The following is an 18,025-nucleotide window of genomic DNA, read 5'->3' on the forward strand; positions in this document are numbered from 1 at the left end:
CCTGGACCGGCGACGACCTGCGCGTGCTCGGCGACCTCGGCTACGAAGGCGAAGCGACCATGATCACGGTCGCGTTCAAGAAGCCCAAGAACGGTGCCTGCACCGACGTCCAGCAGCAGTTCAACCGCGCCCACAACGGCATCCGCGCCATCGCCGAACGTGGAAACTCCCTGCTCAAGACCACCTTCAAAGCGCTGCGCAACGTCAGCCTCTGCCCATGGAACATCGGAAAGATCACCGCAGCCGCTCTGGTCCTCCTGCACATTGACCACGCCCGCACCACGTGATCACACACCGCCACGACCTGTTACGCGGAAAGGCTCAGTGGACAAGCACGAGCGATGGCGGGCCGCGTCCCCAGGTCAAGGGCCATGAAACAGCAGCTCAGGGGGCCGTGTTGGTTGCCTGGAGGTCAAGGAGTCGCCGGGGCACACGCGGGGCGCAAGACAGCGTCAAACCGGCAACCAGCCGTCAATGACGTGAGCCCAGGAGCGAGCGTGAGCAGCGCGTCGACCAGGCTGCCGCAGGTCGCGGGCGAGACGGTTTAAGTTCCGCTTCAACGTCTGACCGACTCGCTGTTCCGTCGCGGACTGGCGATCAGTCGTAGACGTCGTACTCGGATTCGTCGACCAGGCCCGTCACGAAGGTCTCGAAGTCGGGGGCGAGGACCGTGATCTGGTAGTTCCACTCTTGGTCGACGTGTACGACGGCGGGCTCACCAGGCGAGCGGTAGTCGAGGGCGACCATGTCGTGACCCGCCGACGGGCAGTCGGCGATGTAGATGCCGATGTCGGGGTAGCCCCATTCCGCTACCCAGAACGTGCTGCCGAAATCGCCGCAAAGGCTGAACCGAGCAGTTCGGCCGATCGCCGCCAGCGTGTACACGCCGACGCGGTCCTCAGCCCAGGAGGTTCGGCTCGGTGCAGGGTGGGCGTCCCGGGCGAACGAGCCGCCGTTGTGCCGACGGGCCAGGTCGACGTACGCCGTGGGTAGCTCGTACCCAAGCTGCGCTTCCACCACCCGCAGAATCTCGTCGGTGAGCGAGTTCTCGAGCGGGCCGGATCCGTCGAAGACAGTTGCGGGATCGAGCACGGGTCGACGGTAGTCGGTTGGCGTCAGTTCGAGGAGCGCCGGTAGCCCTGCTGCTGTCGACAGCAACGATGACAGCAACAGGGCCAGGCGGGGAGGGCCAAGGACGGAAAGTGGTGGATCAGTACCCGACGTCAGAGACGTGCGCGGACGCGCATGGACGGAGCGCCCAGGACTTACAAGCGAGGGGTCGGGCGGCTTGGCAGAACCGGGATGGTGCGGCCAGTAGGTGCCGCCTGCCGCGCAGGGTGTGGGGTTCGGTGCGGATACTGGCGTGGTGGAGAAGCAGGCGACGGAGTTGACCCGGTGGACCATCCACGGCGAGCGGGTCGTGGATGACACCCGGCGGGCGCGGTTGAGTATCGCCGAGGTCGAGTTGCCGGATGGAGCTCGCTTCGAGCAGTACGTGATCCGGGCTCCCCGGTCGGCCATGGTCGCCGTGCTCGATGATCGGGAGCGCCTGTTGTTGATGCGGCGGCATCGGTTCGTGTTCGACCGGTGGGTGTGGGAGCTGCCCGGCGGCTATGTTGACGACGACGAGCACCCGGCGCAATGCGCGGTGCGGGAGGTTGAGGAGGAGACCGGCTGGCGGCCCCAGGCGGTCGAGCCGTTGCTGTCCTTCCAGCCCTGGGTCGGGACCGCCGACGCCGAGAACCTGCTGTTCCTGGCCCAGCGGGCCGAGTACATCGGTGCGCCCGTGGACGTGAACGAGGCGGAGCAGGTCGCGTGGATTCCGCTCGACGAGGCGTACGAGCTGGTGTCCCAGGGTGAGATCGTCGGTGCCGGCACGGTGATCGCGGTGCTGGAGCTGGTCGCGCGTAAGGCCCGGGGGGAACTGTGATGGTCAGCGTCGCGGGCCGAGGGCGGCGTTGACGCGGCCGGTGAAGTGCCGGACGGCGGGTAGTCGCCGGTGCGGGGCGAGTGGGGTTTGCAGGTCGCGGAGGTAGCGGACGGCTCTGGCGGAGCGGAGTTGGGTGGTCAGGGTCAGGGCTTGCGCGCCGATGGCGCAGGCTCGTTCGGGTTGCCCCTGGTGGGCGTGGATGTTGGCGAGTAGGGCGAGGTTGAAGGCTTTGCCGCGTACGAAGCGATCGTTCATGCGTAGGGATCGGGCGGCGAAGCGTTCGGCGTGGGTGTTGCGGCCGAGGGCGTGAAAGCAGTGGCCGAACTTGGCGGACAGGTATGCCTCGTCGAAGTAGCTGAGCCATTGCGGGTCGGTGCTGCGGTCGGCTCGGTCGAGGGCTTGTTCTGCCTTGTGCAGGGCGGTGGCGCAGGCTCGTTCGTCGTTGGCTTTGGCCAGGGCGTGGGCTTGCATGACGTGGGCTTCGGCGGTCAGGGCGGGAAGTCCGGCGCGGTGGGCGGTCTGGCCGGCGGCGCGGGCGAGGTCGAGGCCGGCGGTGGTGTGGCCGAGGTAGGTGGCCTGGTGGCTCATCGCGGCGAGGATCTCCGCGCCGAGGCCGTCGTCTGCGGCGGCGTGGGCGAAGTCCAGGGCGAGGGTGAGGTACCGCTGGGCGATGCCGTGTTGGGCGGTGTCGTACGCCTGCCAGCCGGCGAGTTGGGCCAGTTCGGCGGCAGCGCTGAGTAGTTGTTGGCCAGTGGGGTGGTCGAAGCGGCCGTCGGTGAGTAGTGGGGTCACCTCCTGGTGGAGGTAGCGGGCGACAGTGTCGCGGGCATGTCCGCCGCCGTACTGGTTGTCCAACTGGCGGTATGTGCCGGTCATGGCGCGGATGGTGTCGATCTCCGGTTGACCGACCGCGTTGCGCCCGGGCTGGGTGATCGGAGCCGGGTCGGGTGCGGTGAACCAGCGCAGTGCGGGCAGGGTGTAGCCGGCGGAGTGGAAGGCCACCTGCCGGAGTACATCTCGACGGTTCACGTCACCTCGCCAAAGCTCTGCGGCACTGCGTACGTCGTCTTGCCAGGTCCGGTTGGCCGGCGGTTCGCTGGGCCGATCGGGGGTGAGCCGGCCGGGGACGGCCGGCGATGTGGCCTGTCGGGGTGCCAGCCCCATGTGGATTCGCGCATGGTTGGGCATCCGGCAGCCGTCGGCGATCCGCTCCAGGACGTCGATTGAGGTGACCTTGCGGCCGGCCATGATCCGACTGACGTAGCCCTGTTCCAGCCCGACGGCGGCCCCGATCTGGCTCTGACTCGCCCCGGTGAGACTGGCGATCAAACGGAACAGCGCGCCGATGTCGCGGGCGGCCAAGGCGGCCAGCACCTCGCCGTGCGACCACGCATCCTCCGGTATTCGCAGTGGATCGAGCAGCACGGCAGCTCCCAGCGTCGCGTTCCGACTACTCAAGGTGTTACGACCGAAAGCCTAGAGCGGCGATTCGTGCTGGTCGAGCCGTCCCATGTCACCGTGACATGACCGCTGGCCATGGAGCGGTCCGTCGCCGGGCGGGATGGTCGGCGCATGTTCTTCGATGTCGACAATCCGCCCGTTGAGCCGCCCGCAGAGTGCCGGCGCCGCTTGCTGTGGCGACTGGCCCGCGCCCTCTGGGAGGCCCATCGGCCAGACAGCGCCGGCTTCTGCGTGGTCGCCGGCTGCTGGCATGAGAACCAACGCAATCCCTGCCGGCTGGCCCAACTCGCCCAGGAGGGGATGCGAACCGCCTGTGGTGAAGCAACCCCCGCCTCGCCGCCCTGGATCGCCGTTACCCGCCAGCGTCTGGCGGCTGGGGACATCGACCCCGTGGACGCCGTCGCCGAACTCCTCTGGCGCCACCGCCACCGCCACATCCCCAGGGCGGGGCGGTGACCGGTGGGAGTCATCTTCACCTCGACGGCCTTTCGAGAGTACGCCCAGGCACAGGTGGCCTACGCGGATATCCTGCTGATCAAGCACTCCGAATCGGCTCTGAGCCTGTGCCGGTGCGGCCGACTCCACCCCTGCGACGACCGCCAGCACTGGCTACGCATGCGCGCCCACTTCGGGCGGTTTATCGCCAACGAGCAGTACAGCAGCGAAGTACAGCAACCCAGCCCACCGAACCCGACCCGAAGCGACCCCAGCAGGCCAGACGACCTTGCATGACACCCGATCCGGCCGGCCCGCCGAGAGTTCGGGACGAAGAGGTCGTCGGTTCGAATCCGGCCACCCCGACCAGGTTAGAGGGCACATCCGATCGACGGATGTGCCCTCTAATGCTTTGTACAGCCGGCGAAGGCCAGCGTGCCGACGGTGACCGCGCCGACGGTGTCGTTGCTGCCGGAGGTGCCGGCGTGCTCGGTGCGGCGGTAGGCGACGCGGATGTCGCGGAGCAGGCCGAAGGTGACCGAGTAGCGGCGGGCCTTGGTAAGGAAGTGGCCGCCGTAGCCGGGCGCGTGCCCGTCGCTCCGCTGGCGCTCCGACTTCGGTCACGCAGGATGCCCGGTGGCTGGCGCGGAGGTGGGTAGCCCGGTGGGCCGCCGCATGACGACAGGTAGTTGCCCAGTGGGGTTGGTGGGCCGGCAGCCGGCCGGGCCGCGCGGCGAGCACCGCGCGGCGTGAGGGAGTGCACGCCGGCCGCGTCGGCGAGCTGACGGCGGTCGCGGGGTTGCGGTTACTGCGCCTCGTTCCTAGCCCTAACTCGTTCGTCTGCAATCTCGACGGTTTGTTGTTGCCACTCCAGATCAGGGCTCCTGGCAGCTACCCTGACCGGACTCACACCGGCAAGCAACGAACGAGCTTCAGGCGTGCCCCGGCTCCCGCCAGGGCACGCCTCGCCAAAGGTCGACTGACGAGAAGCGGCGGGAGAGCGCTCGCACCGGGGTCAACCCAGATGCGTTGTTCGACGACCCGGCATCAGCGCTGGAGCGGTGGCCCGACCGATCGGTCAGGCAGCGTGCATGACGTCGTATCGGGACGCCTCGACGAACTGGGGTGCCCACTTCCGCTTCTGCCGGAGCATGTAGCGGTTGAGGCGGCGGGCGAAAAATCCGAGCGGACGGTGGAAGTCGATGATGACGATGACGCGATCCTGGGCGCTCTCGTTAATCACCTCGTGCTCGTGGTTGACGTCCAGCACCACACCCTCGCCTTCGCGCCAGGTGTAGTACACGTCCTCCAGCCGGATACGCGGTGGCTTGTCAGTGGGCACACGGATCGCAAGGTGGTATCGGAGCACGCCCGCGTACGGATCGCGGTGCGGCGGCAGCGGGACCCCCGGCTCGAGGATGGAGATGAAGGCGTTGACGACGGTCGGCGTAGACTCGGCGAACGTCAGGAGTGTGGGGCACTCGGTACGGGCGAGTTCGTTCGACTGCCCGAACATGTACGCGTAGTAGAGCTTCCAGTCTTGCGATACCTGGGCGGCCCGAACCGGATCGAAGGTGCCGTACCGGGGAATCTCCCGGCTGGCGAGCAGTTTCTCGACCTCGGCCTTGAGCTCGGAGAACTTGTCCTCAAGCGCGCGGACCTCGGGAAAGTACTGGTTCTGTGACAAGATTCGCGGCCGTTTCGCTCCGCCGGCGGCCCGCAGGAACATCCAGTTTGTGGCGGCCCGGATCCTCGGGTGGTTGACGCTGACCGAACCTTTCATCGTCGCTACCTCTCTGGTGGTGGGATCACAGGTCGTCGGGGACGGGGCGCAGGCCGTCTCGACCGGCCTGCCAGTACGTGAGGACGCCGTCGGCCCGCTCGATCCCGAACCGCAGGTGGGCCAGGCAGCGGTCGATGACGATGAGCATCGAGCGGTAGTCGGGAGCATGACCACGCAGCAGATCCATGAAGAAGGTCATCACTCCAGGGGTCAGGGTCACGCCCGGTGCGACCCGGTCGGCGTAGCCGACGATCCCGGACTCCTGCCGGACCCGCGCCGCTCCGGTGATGTCGCGCAGTGCCCCGCCACTTATCGGAGGGAGGTTCGAGTACTGGAAGTGAACGCCGTCGATCTCCGGCGCGGTGATCGGTGCGATCGGCATGCCGCAGCTCGCGGCCAGGCCGAGGGTGAGCAGGTCCAGCCCGGTCGCGCGCTGATAAAGGTCACCGAGGAACCCGCCGATCCGGCCGTTAACCTCGATGATTTTCGGTCCGTCTGGCGTCAGCTTCAGCTCGGTGTGGGTGATGCCTCGCTGTACGCCGAGTGCACGCACCGCCGCGGACGCCACGCGGGAGACCTCGGCGATCTCTTCCTCCGGCAGGTGGGCCGGTAGGAACTGGCCCTGTTCACGGAACGGGGACAGCAGCGGGAACTTCCCTGTGACGCCGAGCGTGACCGGTTCTCCGTCGACGACGAGGGACTCCACGGACACGTAATCACCGAAGTCCCCGGAGCTCCTGCCGGACAGGAACTCCTCGAACACGAAGGGTCGCTCTATGCTCGGCTGCACCGCATCAGGCAACTCGGGTGTACCCACGAGATAGGTATCGCTGCTGCTCTGGCTCCGTTTCGGTTTGACAACGACCGGGCCGGGCCGATCAGCCAGGATCGCCGATGCCTCCTCGCGGCTGGTCACCAGAGCCGACCACATCCTTTCGACCCCGTGTTCGGCCAGCCGTTGCCTCTGCACCCATTTGTCGGTCAACGCCCGGACGACGTCCCGGTCGTGATACGGCAGTCCCAGGCATTCGGCCAGGATGGCCGTGGTGGGGATCATCGCCTCGCTGAAGGTGAGGATGGCGGTCGGACTGTGAGCGCGCAGCCGGGAAATCGCCTCGGCCGGCCGGTTGACGTCGCACAGCAGCACCGGGCCGAACTCGGCGTACTCCTGCCGCTCCGCCGGATCCATCGAACTCGTCCAGGTGACGAAGACCGGGGTGCACCCGCATGCGGTGCAGGCTCTGGCGATGTCCGCTGGCCGGATCGCGGAGGCCGGGACGACGGCGACGACCACAAGGTTCATCGCGCATCCACCTCGGCCCGTAGCCGGTAGACCTGGTCTTTGAGCTGCTCGATGCGCCGATAGTCCCGATCGATGTCGCGAATGGTGGGCGCACCCATGAAGATTCGCATGGTACTCGAGTAGAGGTCGACGGTGGGCCGGATCCGTCCGCCGGGTTCGATCTTGACGTCGAACCGATAGACGCTGTCGAGGGCCGCGATCTCCGTGACGACCCGCTCGTCGATACGGTCGACGACGCCGTCGAGCGTCGTGGAGGTGGTGCAACAGACCGCCTCATACCTTTTGTCATAGTGGCGCCCGGCGTAGGAATCGAGGAAGTCTCGGGGTCGCAGCACCTCGAGGGCCGACAACGTGGCCTGGTTGGCACCGGCGCAGCGATCGTGGAAGCCGGGGTGCATGTTGCCGGCGATCCGGCAGCCGACCTCGACCAGCGCCGGGCCTTCCGGAGTCACGATGACCTCGGCGTGCGTCGGGCCGAAGCGGACGCCCAGTACCTCCAGTGCACGGTCCACATAAGCCGTCAATTCGGGTACGGGCGCCTCGTCGGGATCGAGGAGACGTTCCCGGTCATAGATGTTGCGGCCAGACGGCAGCAGTCGCTTGCGGTACTCCCAGACGCCGCAGACATAGCGCTGTCCTTCGTGCGTGACCATGTCCACCACGTATTCGGTGCCCGGCAGAAACGACTGGACCAGCACGTGCGGGTTGGCTTCGCCGTAGATGGTCTCCGAACCGAGGACCGCCTCTACCGCAGCCTGCATCTGCGCCTCGGTGGTACAGATGAACACGCTATCGCCGGCCGCGGAACGCCGGGGCTTCACCACCACCGGAAGGCCCCGCCCCCGCCGCAGCCAGTCGACGACGTCGTGAACGTCGCCGCTGCTGATCTGTTCGGCGCAGTGCAACCCGGCGTCCCGCAAAGCCTCGATCATCTCGTACTTGTCCCGGCGCGCCTCGGAGCGGCCGGGGTCGTTCAGCGGCAGCCCCAGTTCCCGGGAGAGCGCGTCGGCCAGCAGCACCCCCGGTTCCTGACCGGCCAGTACTCGCACGGGTGCGTACGCCTGCAACTGCTCCACCGTCTTGGTCAGGTCCTCGTGAACGATCAGGGCCGCGTACCCGCTCAGGTCCGGTTCGGGCATCGACGACATGAACTCGCTCGTGCTTTGGACATGCACGACGTCCGCTCCGAGCGCGGTGAACTCTGGCAACATGTACTTGCCCGAGGTGTAGGCGTCGACCAGGACGACTACCGGCCTGGGATGTGACATCGGACCCTCCAGTCCACGAACGTTCGGCTGACGGCAGCAGCTCCGGATCAGGTTGACGAGAAGCCGCCGTCGAGGAAGATCGTCTGACCGGTCAGAAAGGCGCAGGCGTCACTCGCCAGGAAGACGGCGATGCCCGTGAAGTCGGCCAGCTCACCGTTGCGGCCGATCATGGTGCGTCGGGCCATCGCTTCGACTCGTGCCGGATCCTGGAAGACCGGCTCGGTAAGCGGGGTGTGCACGAAGCCCGGCGCGATGGCGTTGACGCGGACCCCTCGCGCTGACCATGCCTCAGCCTGGGATCGAGTGAGTGCGGCGACGGCCGCTTTGGAGACTCCGTAAGCACCGCTGTTGCCGAAGGCGCGGACAGTCTGCTGGGAGGCGACGTGGATGATGCGGCCCCAACCCTTGGCGGCCATCGTCGGTCCGAAACGCTGCCCGAGCAAGAACGGCGCCTCGACGTTGACTGCCATGGTGCGGTCCCAGTCGTTCTCGGACAGCTCGTCCAGGTGCGGCCTGAGGTTTATGCCGGCGGAGTGGACGAGGATGTCCGGAGAGCCGTGCCGCGCGAGGATCTCGTCGGCGACACGATGGGTACCGGCGCGGTCGCCGAGGTCCCCGCTAAGCCAGTCGGCCGAGCCACCGGCGTTCCGCAGCTGCTCGGTGACCTCCCGCAGCTGCTCGGGCCGGCGAGCCACCACCAGTACGTCCGCACCGGCCCGGCAGAGCGCATCCGCGATCGCCCGGCCGATGCCCGAACTGCCGCCGGTGATGACGGCCCGCCGTCCCTTCAGCGAGAACAGGTGCTCGATTGCGGAATCCATCAAAGAAACTCTTTCGCTCGGCTCACGATGTCGTTCCGTACTCATACACGCTGGCGGGTAGGGCGAAGGCGGACATCGTCGAGGTGGACGTGGATGGGGCGATCGATCACGAAGCCGACCGTCTCCGCTACGTCCTCGGGCGTCAGCAGAGGCCCGTTCTCCCGGATGATCCCCTCGAACCAGGCCATGTCATACCCAGCTGCCTCCTGGAAGCCGGACTGCACGAAACCCGGTTCGACCAGAGTCACCCGGACGTTGTACGCGCAGACCTCCTGGCGGAGCGCCTCGACGAGCGAGTGCACGGCGAACTTCGACGATCCGTAGACCGGATTGCTCGCGGAGACCTGACGGCCGACCGTGGAGCCGATGACGACGATGTCGCGTACCTGACGGCCGCCGTCTCGCTCGGCCTGTGCCACGAAGTACCGACCCGCGGCGCGCAGCTGGCGTAGCACCGCGAGATAGTTGACCTTGAGTAGGTCTTCCCACCGGCTGGGGTCGGAACCCAACACGGTGCCCGGTAGACCGTTGCCGGCCGACACCACGAAGATGCTCGCCGGTTCCCACTGCTCGGCGCTGTCCAGCAACTGCCGAGGATGTGCCGGGTCGGTGACGTCACCCCTCACCGGACGGACCTCGCCGGGCTGCCGAGACATCTCAGTCGCGAGCTGCTCCAGGTGCTTGCTGTTGCGTCCGGCCGCCACCACCCGCAGGCCGCGCTGAGCGAAATGCGCGGCAATCGCTCGTCCGATGCCCGACGATGCGCCGGTAACGACCGCTACTCGTCGCTCAGTCACGCCCCGCCCCCGCCTGCTTCACCACAGGTATCTCTCCCTCGTCGATAAGCCCGGTCACGTACCCGTACAGCCAGTCAGGAGTCGGCGGCGGGAACGTCACGCCGAGCCGCGACAGCGTGTGCAGTGTCCGAGAGTGCTCGTACCGGACGTTGCGTTCCGGGCGCTGGGCCCAGAAGTACGCCAAGGCGGTCTGCTCGTCGCCATCCACCACATGTCGGCCGAACAGTGCTGCGAAGGTCGGCGACGGGTCTTCGTGCAGCTCGCACCCGCCCGCCCGCATGGCTTCGAACAGGTCCTGGTAGGACACGGGGTGCGGGCTTTCGACGTGGAAGGTTCCACCGTCGATCCCGACGTTGCGGGAAATCGCCAGAATTCCTTCAGCCACCACGTCCACCGGGCTGAACGTGAGCGTCTCCCCGTCGAGGCTCGGCACCCGTCCGAGGTACGCACAGCCACGAAGCAGCTGGACCAGGCGACTGGAGCCGGCGTTGCGCTGGAACCGGCCCGTACGGGAATGTCCACTCACGTTCCCAGAACGGTAGATAAACCCCCGGCCGCCACGTGCCACGAAGTCGTGGACAACTCGTTCCGCCTCGTACTTGCTGCGTTCGTAGTCGTTGAGGAACTTTTGACCGACGTCGAGGCTGTCCTCGGAGAATACGACCGGTGGGCCCTCCGGCCCCCTCCCGCTGACCGCCAGCGTAGAGACGTGATGCAGATCCTTGGCCCGGCCGGTCGTGGCGAACTGAACCATCGCATGCACCGCTGCGGTGTTCTGCCTGGTGAATGACTCACGGTCACCGAAGAGGCGGGTGTCAGCGGCGAGGTGGTAGACAGCCTCGGTCTCCCGAGCGAGCGCGTCGTACGTCCGCTCGTCGAGGCCCAGGCCCGGATCGGCGAGGTCGGCGGTGTGCACGACCAGCCGGCCGGCATACCGGTCCAGGCTTTCCCCCGGCAGGTGCCAGGCATACGCCTCGCGTAGCCGTTCGGTGCCCGAGGCGCCAGCGTGGGCACGGACCAGGCAGTGCACTCGGCTGGTGGTTCGGGTCAGCAGCAGGTGGAGCAGGTACACGCCGATGAACCCGGTGGCCCCGGTGAGTAGGACAGAGCCGTAGCGGCGCGTGGAGTGGGACGCTACCGAAGTCAGCTCGCGGAGCTCGGTGGGCACCTGCAGGAGCACACCCGTGCTGGAACCATGCTCCATGACAAGTTGTGCCGGGCCCGCGATGATCCCGCAGGTGCTCAGCAGATGCGTCCGGGTCGCCCGGCAAATTGCCCGTACCTGCTCCGGATCGTGTCGGCCGGCGGTGAACGACAGGTCGGCGATGAGCTGACCCTCGTGGACCCGGGCGCTCAGCTTAAGCGGATAGATTCGGTCGTTGTCCGCACCGCGTACCGGCCCCACGGCATACGGGGAGACGGTAGGGCGTAACTCACCCGAGGAGGGCAACGCGAGAGATCCGAGGTAGTTGTAACAGATCTCCGCCCGGCGAGGCTCTTCATGGAGACCGTACGCGATGCCGAGATGAGGTACGTCCCTCAGCGCCGCGGAGGTGGCCTCGACGGTCGCCGCGACATCGCCGGCTGCCACCCGCAGCCGGACCGGGTAGGTGGAGGTGAACCAACCCACCACGCGGGAGACGTCGACGGACTCGTCGAACGTCGTGCGGCCGTGGCTCTCCACGTCGACGACCAGGTCGTCCAGACCGTACACCTCGCGGTACGCCTGAGCGAACGCGGCGAGCAGCGCCTCGTTAGGACTGGTGGAGATCGCCAACGCAGCCGTCTCCCGCCGAGAGAACCCGAACCACACCGCCTGCGCGTGTGCTTCGAGGTTGTCCTCGCGAGACCGGGCCGGAGGCAGAGGCAAGTCGCCCAGACCAGCCCAGTGGTCGAGGTCCGCCCGCATCTGCCCGGCATGCTCGCGGAGATGCGCCGCCCATGCCCCGAAGTCGGAGGGCTGGTGTGGACGGGCCGGTTGCCGGCCGAGTCGCCGTTCTTCGTAACAGCGGCTGAGATCGTCCACTATGATGCGCCAGGAGACGGCGTCGACGGCGAGCACAGCTAGCATCGCCACGACGATCGCGGCCGTCCGATCAAGATGGATACCGACCAGATGCCCTTGACCGATGCCTTCGCCGCGCAGACGCCGACGGAGCTGGGACACCTTGTAGTCCAGCTCCGCGTAGGACAAGCGTTGTGCGCCGGCGACGACGGCGGGGCGGTCCGGGTCGGATTGTGCGTGCGCACGAATCAGCGCCGGGAACATTGCCGTAGTCCTTTGGGAGGGTTGAGTCAGGCGGCTGAGGATGACCGGCGGCCAGAGGCCGCCGGTGGAAGACATCAGCTCCAGTAGACGAGCGGCTCGTCCCTGCCCTTGGACGCGATGAACGCGGCGGCACCCACCCGGTGTTCACCGTGCCCGGGAGTCACGGCATGGAGCATTCGGGGGCTGAAGATGATCAGGTCACCGGCAGCCGGGTGAATCTCGTGAACCGGCGGCTCGACCGTCGCGGGGTCGAGGCCCTCCACATCGAGAATAATTTCCTTCTCCTCCGGAGTGGGCTCCCGGAGCCACAGCTGCAGATTGCCGCCCTCTTCAGGAACCTGCAGGTAAATGTTGGCCACCAACTGGTTGAGCACGCCTTGGATCTCCGGAGCGTCGGTCTCCTGGTCAATGGCATCGTTGTGCGGGTAAAACTCCGACGTGCTCGGCTGGAACACCCCGGAAAGCGCCGACGAAGCAGGCCCGCTTGCGCAGTCGCAGCAGGTTGGCACCAGAGGGCCACAGTTCCTGCAGTTCCAGCCGAATGCGGTCGACCGGGGAAAGCTAGGGGTGAAACATCTGCCGGACGTCGGCAATAGCCGGGAGTGCGGCGTCGTGATATTTCTTGGTCAGCTCCGCATCCCATTTGGTGTCGATGTGTGGCACGTAGACACGCCCGACACTACTGGTGTGCTGTTTGTGGTAATGCCCAAGAGATGGGTGATTGATTGCCTTCTGAGCGACCGTGGCGGCGACAGCGGTAGGGTAGTAGCCGCGTACGTGGATCGCGCCGATCTGGCGCTCCGCAAGCTGTTGCAGCGTTTCGGTGGTCAGTTCGGAAGCAATGACGTTGGTGAAGGTGCGCACTACCGGTGTGGTGGCAGCAGTCATGTAAGATCCATCCTCGCATGAAAATGTGGAAATCCGGCTGCCGCAACACAGCCGAATAATCGGTCACTGATCGGCGAGGCCCCCGTGAGGCTCACACTTCCGGGCTTAGCACGGCTTCGAGGTGCTGCCCGGACGACATGAACGTACCCAGCACACCAACGCCCGTCAACGCCTTTGCCATCAAATGTTGGGTGACCCACTGCCTACTGGCGAGTAGCTTACGTTCATGAAGGACTGCGGCTAGGTTGAAGCGGAGCTGCCCCCCAAACATCCCGGCGATCGATTACAGTTTGGCGCGCGACAAGCTGACGGTCCATTCGCAGTTTTTTTGCCACCATCAATATATGCACGTCACGGGGGCTCGACCAATGCAGACACCATGGAAACACGTTTCGCTACCTGCCGGGGTGCACGTGGCGCTCCGAGCCGCGGACCTTCCTCGGCGCGCATGGGATGACCTGGCCGGGCCGTCGGACATCTTCTTGACCTGTCGCTGGCTGGATGTTGTCGAGGCGACTGCCGGTGTCCCCATGGCGTATCTGTGGACCGGGCCTGCAGACCGACCGGTGGCCGCGTTGGCCACGGCCCTCGCCACGGATGCGGTGCCCTGGGCGCTTGGCCGGCCCGACGCCGTGCTGCGCAACAGTGCCGCAGCGGGGCTGGCTGGGGCGGCTGACCTGCTAGCCGGACTGGGCCATGACCCGACGAAAAGGCTTATGCCCACGCTGCTGGCAGGTGGCCGACAAGTCGGCGGCACGCGGGTACTGACCGGCTCGGATACCACCGCCGCCGACCTCGAATCGCTGGTCACCGCAGCGGAGGCACTCGGACGCGAGGGCGGGGCAGCTACCGTCTGCTTTCTCTACCTGGACGAACAGGAGTACTCGCTCACGCGGTTACTCGCCGAGCGCGGCTACACACGGTTCACCTCCGGCCACTACAGCTCGCTGTCGGTGCCGCAGGACGGCTACTCCGGCTACCTCGCCTCCCTGCCTCGCAAACAGCGGGTGTCGATCGGTGCGGAGCGACGGCGCGTCGAAGAGGCGGGAGCGAAGTTCACCGTAGAGTCGCTGGACAATGGCGACCTGCCCCGGTTCGCCGAACTCGAATCAGCCCTGCTCGCCAAGTACGACATCGACTTGCGGCCCGACCAGCTACTACCGTTGCTGTGCCAAGTACGTGACTGCTTCGGCCCTGACGCCTTCGCGATGGTCGCCCGGGCGGAAGGCGACATCCGCGCCTTCGCACTGATCCTGCGTCACGGCGACACCTGGTACGCCCGGCAAACCGGATACGACTACGCCTACCAGCGGCGCACCGGAGCCCCACTCTACTTCGAGCTGCTCTACTACCGTCTCATTGAGGAGGCCGCAGTGGCTGCCGTCAAGAAAATCTACTACGGACTGGGCAGTGCGGACACCAAGCGGTCCCGCGGCTGCGTAGCAAGCGAGCAGCACGCTCACCTGTTGTTCCTGTGACCAGCCGTCGAGCCGATAGCACGGCACCGCGACCCCCGGTCCTCCCGCGTGGCCCCGGTGCGGTCATGGTGGGATCTGCCGGCTTCGTTAACGCCCTCGGTATGGGGTTTTTCTATCCGTTCAGCTTGCTGTTTTACACCTCGGTGTCCAAACAATCGCTAACAGCCGTGGGTGGCGTGCTGACCCTTACCGCGCTAGTGGTGTTGCCCGCTTTGCACCTGGTGGGCAAGCTAGTGGACCGGATCGGACCCCGCCCGGTCCTCGTCGCATCGGCGGTCCTGAGAGGACTTTGCTTCGTCGGGTTCGTAGCGGTGCCGGGCCTAATCCCACTAGCAGTCATCAGCCTGTTGCTCGCGCTGGCCACCCGGGCAGACAACGTGGCGGCCCCTCTGCTGGCGTACCGGCTGGCACCTGAAGGTGAGACGAGTCAATGGCTGGCCTTGTCCCGGGTGGTCTTCAACGCGGGAATGGGACTGGGTGCGCTGATCGCGAGTGTGTTTATCGTGGACTCGGCCCAGGGGTTCATCGCCCTCGGGCTGATCTACGCGACGTGCTTGGCGGTTACCGCGGGGCTCTACTTCATGACCCGCAAGGTGCCGGACATCGGGCCGGCGTCGTCCGACCCGGGGCTCGCCCGGCCCAAGGGCCCCTGGCGAAACCGTGCGTTCATGCGGGTGGCAACCGCTAACGCGCTGTTACTCGCGGCGGCCTTGGCCGTGGAATCCGGCATGCCGGTGTTCATTCTCCGAAATCTCAGCCTGCCATCATGGATGGTCGGTGTGCTTTTCGCCACGAATACCGCGCTGCTCGCGGTGCTGCAGCTTCCGCTGAGCCGGAACCTCGACCGATATCGACCCGGAACCGTGCTCGCCGTTGGCGGAATGGCGTACGTCGGTCTCTACGCCGCTCTGCTGGTGGTTGCCGACGTGCCACAGTCGCTCCAGGTTGCCTTACTCGTCATCGGCATGATTGGATATACGATCGGTGAACTCGCCGTCTCCCAAGCCGCGCTGGTCATGCTCACCAGCCTGCCTCCGGAGACCGAAAAGGGTTCGTACCTGGCCTTCAACCAACTCTTCGTGGGCTCCGCTACGGCGCTGTCGCCTCTGCTGGTCACTTCCCTGCTCAGCCGGGCACCGGCCGCGCTGTGGTGGGTCCTGACCGGGTTGAGCGTCGTCGCCATGATGCTGATGCTGTCCATACCGCGGGAGCGGAACGAAAGTGTGCCTTCTGATCAGGGAGAATAGGGCTTGTCGAAGGTCCCACAGTCCCGTCACGGAAGGCACTTGCAGGGTGCAGGCTTCCGCAACGCGTCCGAAGGTCATCGTGACCGGGCATGGGCGGGGGCGTGGTCGGTCATCCCGGTGCCAAGCTGCTCGCTGATCTCGCCGATGCCACCGGGGCCAGCACGCTGAGGTCCGCGGTGGCCTGCCGCGACCGGCGGTTGCCGGCCAGTTGATCGACGGTCTAGTCCTGGAGATCGGCGCGACCACCGTTACCTGTCACTCCGAGGAGGAAGCGGCGAGTTCCAGTCACGGGTCCCTGTCTGCCAGGCTGAGATGAGGCAGCCTCCCCGGTCGAGCTGGGCTTGCCGGGAGACAGGAAGAGGATCATCGTGACACTATCCAACACCCCCGGTGAGTAGGGCGGACGGCCGAAGCGGCGAACGTTCACCGCGGAGTACAAACTACGCCGGCCGTTCCCGCGCCACGCACTACCGGCGCCGGCTACCACCCGTGGTGTCGCGTCCGCTGCGGCCGAAGACACCCCACCGTCGGCCTTGTCGACCGCTGAGCGCCGCGCGGTGCTGGAGGGGTCCCGTGAAATCCCGCCACAGATAGCCCCGACAGGCCACCGCACGGGATAGCCCACACAACGACACGCCCCGCCCGGCTCTCGGCCAAGCGGGGCGTTGTCTCAAGCACGAACCCCCGTCCAACTAGGCCACGGCCAGAACCCCGGGCTCTCGTCAGACGAAGGCGCAGCTTGGTCGGCACCGGCGGCACCGAATCGACCGGCCTATCGGGGTAGGCGCCGGGCACGTGTCTCAGGTCGTTCGTCCTGCGCACGCCGCTGCCTGTACGAATGGTAATGCTCTCGCCGAAGTCGCCTAACTATCCGACTCAGCACAGTAAGAACGAGCATCAATATCAGTAAGGGGAGAAAATCAGTTATCCGATCCATTTTACTCCATTCCACTGGCGCAAATGAAGCGAGTTGCTTTCTTCATGTCACCCCCTCGCCCGCGACCCTACCGAGGGTAGGTTGTCGCCGCGGTTCCCGCCACCATCGGTGCGCCGTTTGCGTGGCTGGCCACGGTGGGGGCGTGCTCGCCGGCCACTGTCAATGGCACCGGGATGCCTCCGTTTACCCCCGAAAACCCCCGCGAAGGGTCGACTACCCGCCGTTCACCTGCGGACCACACGGTGGTGAAGGAACGCAGTCACCAGGAACAGCACCGCGCCGACGCTGAGCCAGGGCGTCCACAACGCCAGCCGCCAGTGCACCACCGACCAGTCGAAACCAGGGCTGGGACGCAGGGCTCCGATTTTCAGCAGCACGTCCTGCACCCCCGCCAGTACCGCTCGCAGCGCGAGCACACACCCGCCGGCCCACAACACCGTACGCACCGACCAACCCGGCAGCCGCCCTCCCCATCCGGTCACCGCCGCCAAACACCCCGCCCCGCCCACCCAGTGCCCAGAACAGATGGGCCGCGGCGAAGAGCACGCACCACACCGCACCACGCCACCCATACCGCAGCTCCCGCCGCTCTCACGGCACCGCCTGCCCGAGAGAGTAAGGACGCGCCCGCACCTCCCGCTCGAGCGCCCGGTCCGCCATCTTGTGCACCCGCCTTTCCGGCGACCGGCCCTCGTTGGAGTCACCGTGTTGTCCGCTTGAACCGTAGAAGGCATGACATTGACGGACCCCCATATCACTGGGTCGTGTCTCGAATTACCTGAACTGCGGAGAAGCTCCAGTCAGCTGGACCAACCAACTGTGGTCCAGCCGATCACAAATGTCGTCCAACAGACGATAGGTGACGGTCGGAGTGACCGGCACCGTCGGCGTATCATCTCGCGAGGGCGAGGGCCTCCACACATGCGGAAAGCGCCAGGACCAGTGGCGCCGCAGCACCCCTGCGGATTACACCCGTAATCATGGACGCAACTATTCCACACCTGACCAACGCCACAGCGGGCTGCCACTGTCCAGTTCAGATAGCCTCGAAATCGTGACCTTGTGCCGCATCGTCCGCCACTGACCAGCACCACGCTTCGAGGTACGGCGTGGCCCCAAGGAATTAACCACGACAAGCCCGGTTCAAGTTCGGGTAGACCGGGTAGAGCAGCCGCCAGCCGACGTCGAGGGAGACGACCATGGCGAGTCCGATACCGGAGTTGGACACGGAGGACCTGCGACAGATGGCGGTACGAGGTGGCATCGAGGGCGCGGTCGACATGGACCGGGAGGAACTGCTGGACTCCCTGATCGCCCGCCCCGGCGAGGGGGCCTGGCAGGAGGACCCCAAGCCGGCGGCGGTCAACCCCAACACCTACCGCTACGAGGCTCCCGACGAACAGTAGGC

Annotated in this window: 17 protein-coding genes and 2 pseudogenes; 7 read left to right on the plus strand and 12 right to left on the minus strand. The window is 66.4% G+C overall.

Annotated elements, in window-relative coordinates; all coding sequences use genetic code 11:
- Positions 1–287 (plus strand): transposase family protein (locus T398_RS18295; protein WP_496448503.1); only part of this gene is annotated, 287 nt, incomplete at its 5' end.
- A 310-nt stretch (positions 288–597) separates the two neighbouring features.
- Here T398_RS18295 and T398_RS18300 read toward each other — a convergent pair.
- On the minus strand, positions 598–1,158 hold the full coding sequence (locus T398_RS18300) for an SMI1/KNR4 family protein (RefSeq protein WP_496448626.1): 561 nt from the start codon (positions 1,156–1,158) through the stop codon (positions 598–600).
- Between the two features lie 205 nt (positions 1,159–1,363).
- Here T398_RS18300 and T398_RS18305 point away from each other — a divergent pair, with 205 nt between their 5' ends.
- Positions 1,364–1,930, plus strand: coding sequence for an NUDIX hydrolase (locus T398_RS18305; RefSeq protein WP_496448505.1), 567 nt, complete (start codon positions 1,364–1,366; stop codon positions 1,928–1,930).
- A gap of 3 nt (positions 1,931–1,933) precedes the next feature.
- On the opposite strand, the gene T398_RS18310 is transcribed toward T398_RS18305, so the two are convergent.
- On the minus strand, positions 1,934–3,355 hold the full coding sequence (locus T398_RS18310) for a helix-turn-helix domain-containing protein (RefSeq protein WP_496448507.1): 1,422 nt from the start codon (positions 3,353–3,355) through the stop codon (positions 1,934–1,936).
- A gap of 147 nt (positions 3,356–3,502) precedes the next feature.
- On the opposite strand from T398_RS18310, the gene T398_RS18315 reads away from it, so the two are divergent.
- Complete coding sequence (locus T398_RS18315) at positions 3,503–3,847, plus strand: hypothetical protein (RefSeq protein ID WP_496448508.1); 345 nt, start codon at positions 3,503–3,505, stop codon at positions 3,845–3,847.
- Positions 3,848–4,251: 404 nt separating this feature from the next.
- On the opposite strand, the pseudogene T398_RS18320 reads toward T398_RS18315, so the two are convergent.
- From T398_RS18320 to T398_RS18360, 9 genes and pseudogenes are all read right to left on the minus strand, one after another.
- A pseudogene (locus T398_RS18320) lies at positions 4,252–4,416 on the minus strand (replication initiator); the annotation flags it as partial.
- 488 nt (positions 4,417–4,904) lie between these two features.
- Positions 4,905–5,609, minus strand: coding sequence for an aspartyl/asparaginyl beta-hydroxylase domain-containing protein (locus T398_RS18325; RefSeq protein ID WP_496448510.1), 705 nt, complete (start codon positions 5,607–5,609; stop codon positions 4,905–4,907).
- Positions 5,610–5,634: 25 nt separating this feature from the next.
- Positions 5,635–6,912, minus strand: coding sequence for an ATP-grasp domain-containing protein (locus T398_RS18330; RefSeq protein ID WP_496448512.1), 1,278 nt, complete (start codon positions 6,910–6,912; stop codon positions 5,635–5,637).
- Positions 6,909–8,180 carry an ATP-grasp domain-containing protein gene (locus tag T398_RS18335; protein WP_496448513.1) on the minus strand — a complete coding sequence of 424 codons (1,272 nt, stop codon included), beginning with the start codon at positions 8,178–8,180 and terminating at the stop codon, positions 6,909–6,911. Before T398_RS18335 ends, T398_RS18330 begins: the two co-directional genes overlap by 4 nt.
- Before the next feature lie 47 nt (positions 8,181–8,227).
- Positions 8,228–9,001 (minus strand): SDR family NAD(P)-dependent oxidoreductase, encoded by a 774-nt coding sequence (locus T398_RS18340; RefSeq protein WP_496448515.1) that lies wholly within the window; start codon positions 8,999–9,001, stop codon positions 8,228–8,230.
- Positions 9,002–9,042: 41 nt separating this feature from the next.
- The gene (locus T398_RS18345; protein WP_496448517.1) at positions 9,043–9,798 is read right to left on the minus strand and encodes an SDR family oxidoreductase; all 756 of its coding nucleotides are present in this window, start codon (positions 9,796–9,798) and stop codon (positions 9,043–9,045) included.
- Complete coding sequence (locus T398_RS18350; protein WP_496448519.1) at positions 9,791–12,067, minus strand: thioester reductase domain-containing protein; 2,277 nt, start codon at positions 12,065–12,067, stop codon at positions 9,791–9,793. The genes T398_RS18345 and T398_RS18350 overlap by 8 nt, the downstream gene beginning before the upstream one ends.
- Before the next feature lie 74 nt (positions 12,068–12,141).
- Positions 12,142–12,522: a 2OG-Fe(II) oxygenase gene (locus T398_RS18355; RefSeq protein WP_496448520.1), complete on the minus strand. Its 381-nt coding sequence runs from the start codon at positions 12,520–12,522 to the stop codon at positions 12,142–12,144.
- 106 nt (positions 12,523–12,628) lie between these two features.
- Positions 12,629–12,955 carry a hypothetical protein gene (locus T398_RS18360; RefSeq protein ID WP_496448522.1) on the minus strand — a complete coding sequence of 109 codons (327 nt, stop codon included), beginning with the start codon at positions 12,953–12,955 and terminating at the stop codon, positions 12,629–12,631.
- Between the two features lie 530 nt (positions 12,956–13,485).
- Here T398_RS18360 and T398_RS18365 point away from each other — a divergent pair.
- From T398_RS18365 to T398_RS18375, 3 genes and pseudogenes are all read left to right on the plus strand, one after another.
- A complete protein-coding gene (locus tag T398_RS18365; protein WP_496448523.1) occupies positions 13,486–14,433 on the plus strand; it encodes a GNAT family N-acetyltransferase in 948 nt (315 codons plus the stop codon).
- 65 nt (positions 14,434–14,498) lie between these two features.
- Positions 14,499–15,680 (plus strand): MFS transporter, encoded by a 1,182-nt coding sequence (locus T398_RS18370; protein ID WP_496448525.1) that lies wholly within the window; start codon positions 14,499–14,501, stop codon positions 15,678–15,680.
- Between the two features lie 46 nt (positions 15,681–15,726).
- Positions 15,727–15,960 (plus strand): annotated as a pseudogene (locus T398_RS18375) (hypothetical protein); the annotation flags it as partial.
- An 881-nt stretch (positions 15,961–16,841) separates the two neighbouring features.
- Here the strand turns inward: T398_RS18375 and T398_RS18380 are convergent.
- Complete coding sequence (locus tag T398_RS18380) at positions 16,842–17,099, minus strand: hypothetical protein (protein ID WP_496448527.1); 258 nt, start codon at positions 17,097–17,099, stop codon at positions 16,842–16,844.
- Between the two features lie 717 nt (positions 17,100–17,816).
- Here T398_RS18380 and T398_RS18385 point away from each other — a divergent pair.
- Positions 17,817–18,023: a hypothetical protein gene (locus T398_RS18385; protein WP_496448529.1), complete on the plus strand. Its 207-nt coding sequence runs from the start codon at positions 17,817–17,819 to the stop codon at positions 18,021–18,023.
- Positions 18,024–18,025 lie beyond the last annotated feature (2 nt).

This window comes from Salinispora goodfellowii (assembly GCF_059570675.1).

Coding starts and splice junctions, on each gene's coding strand:
- T398_RS18370 (WP_496448525.1), top strand. CDS start 14,499: ATGGTGGGATCTGCCGGCTTCGTTAACGCCCTCGGTATGGGGTTTTTC.
- T398_RS18360 (WP_496448522.1), bottom strand. CDS start 12,955: ATGACTGCTGCCACCACACCGGTAGTGCGCACCTTCACCAACGTCATT.
- T398_RS18385 (WP_496448529.1), top strand. CDS start 17,817: ATGGCGAGTCCGATACCGGAGTTGGACACGGAGGACCTGCGACAGATG.
- T398_RS18350 (WP_496448519.1), bottom strand. CDS start 12,067: ATGTTCCCGGCGCTGATTCGTGCGCACGCACAATCCGACCCGGACCGC.
- T398_RS18335 (WP_496448513.1), bottom strand. CDS start 8,180: ATGTCACATCCCAGGCCGGTAGTCGTCCTGGTCGACGCCTACACCTCG.
- T398_RS18325 (WP_496448510.1), bottom strand. CDS start 5,609: ATGAAAGGTTCGGTCAGCGTCAACCACCCGAGGATCCGGGCCGCCACA.
- T398_RS18315 (WP_496448508.1), top strand. CDS start 3,503: ATGTTCTTCGATGTCGACAATCCGCCCGTTGAGCCGCCCGCAGAGTGC.
- T398_RS18365 (WP_496448523.1), top strand. CDS start 13,486: ATGGCGTATCTGTGGACCGGGCCTGCAGACCGACCGGTGGCCGCGTTG.
- T398_RS18340 (WP_496448515.1), bottom strand. CDS start 9,001: ATGGATTCCGCAATCGAGCACCTGTTCTCGCTGAAGGGACGGCGGGCC.
- T398_RS18330 (WP_496448512.1), bottom strand. CDS start 6,912: ATGAACCTTGTGGTCGTCGCCGTCGTCCCGGCCTCCGCGATCCGGCCA.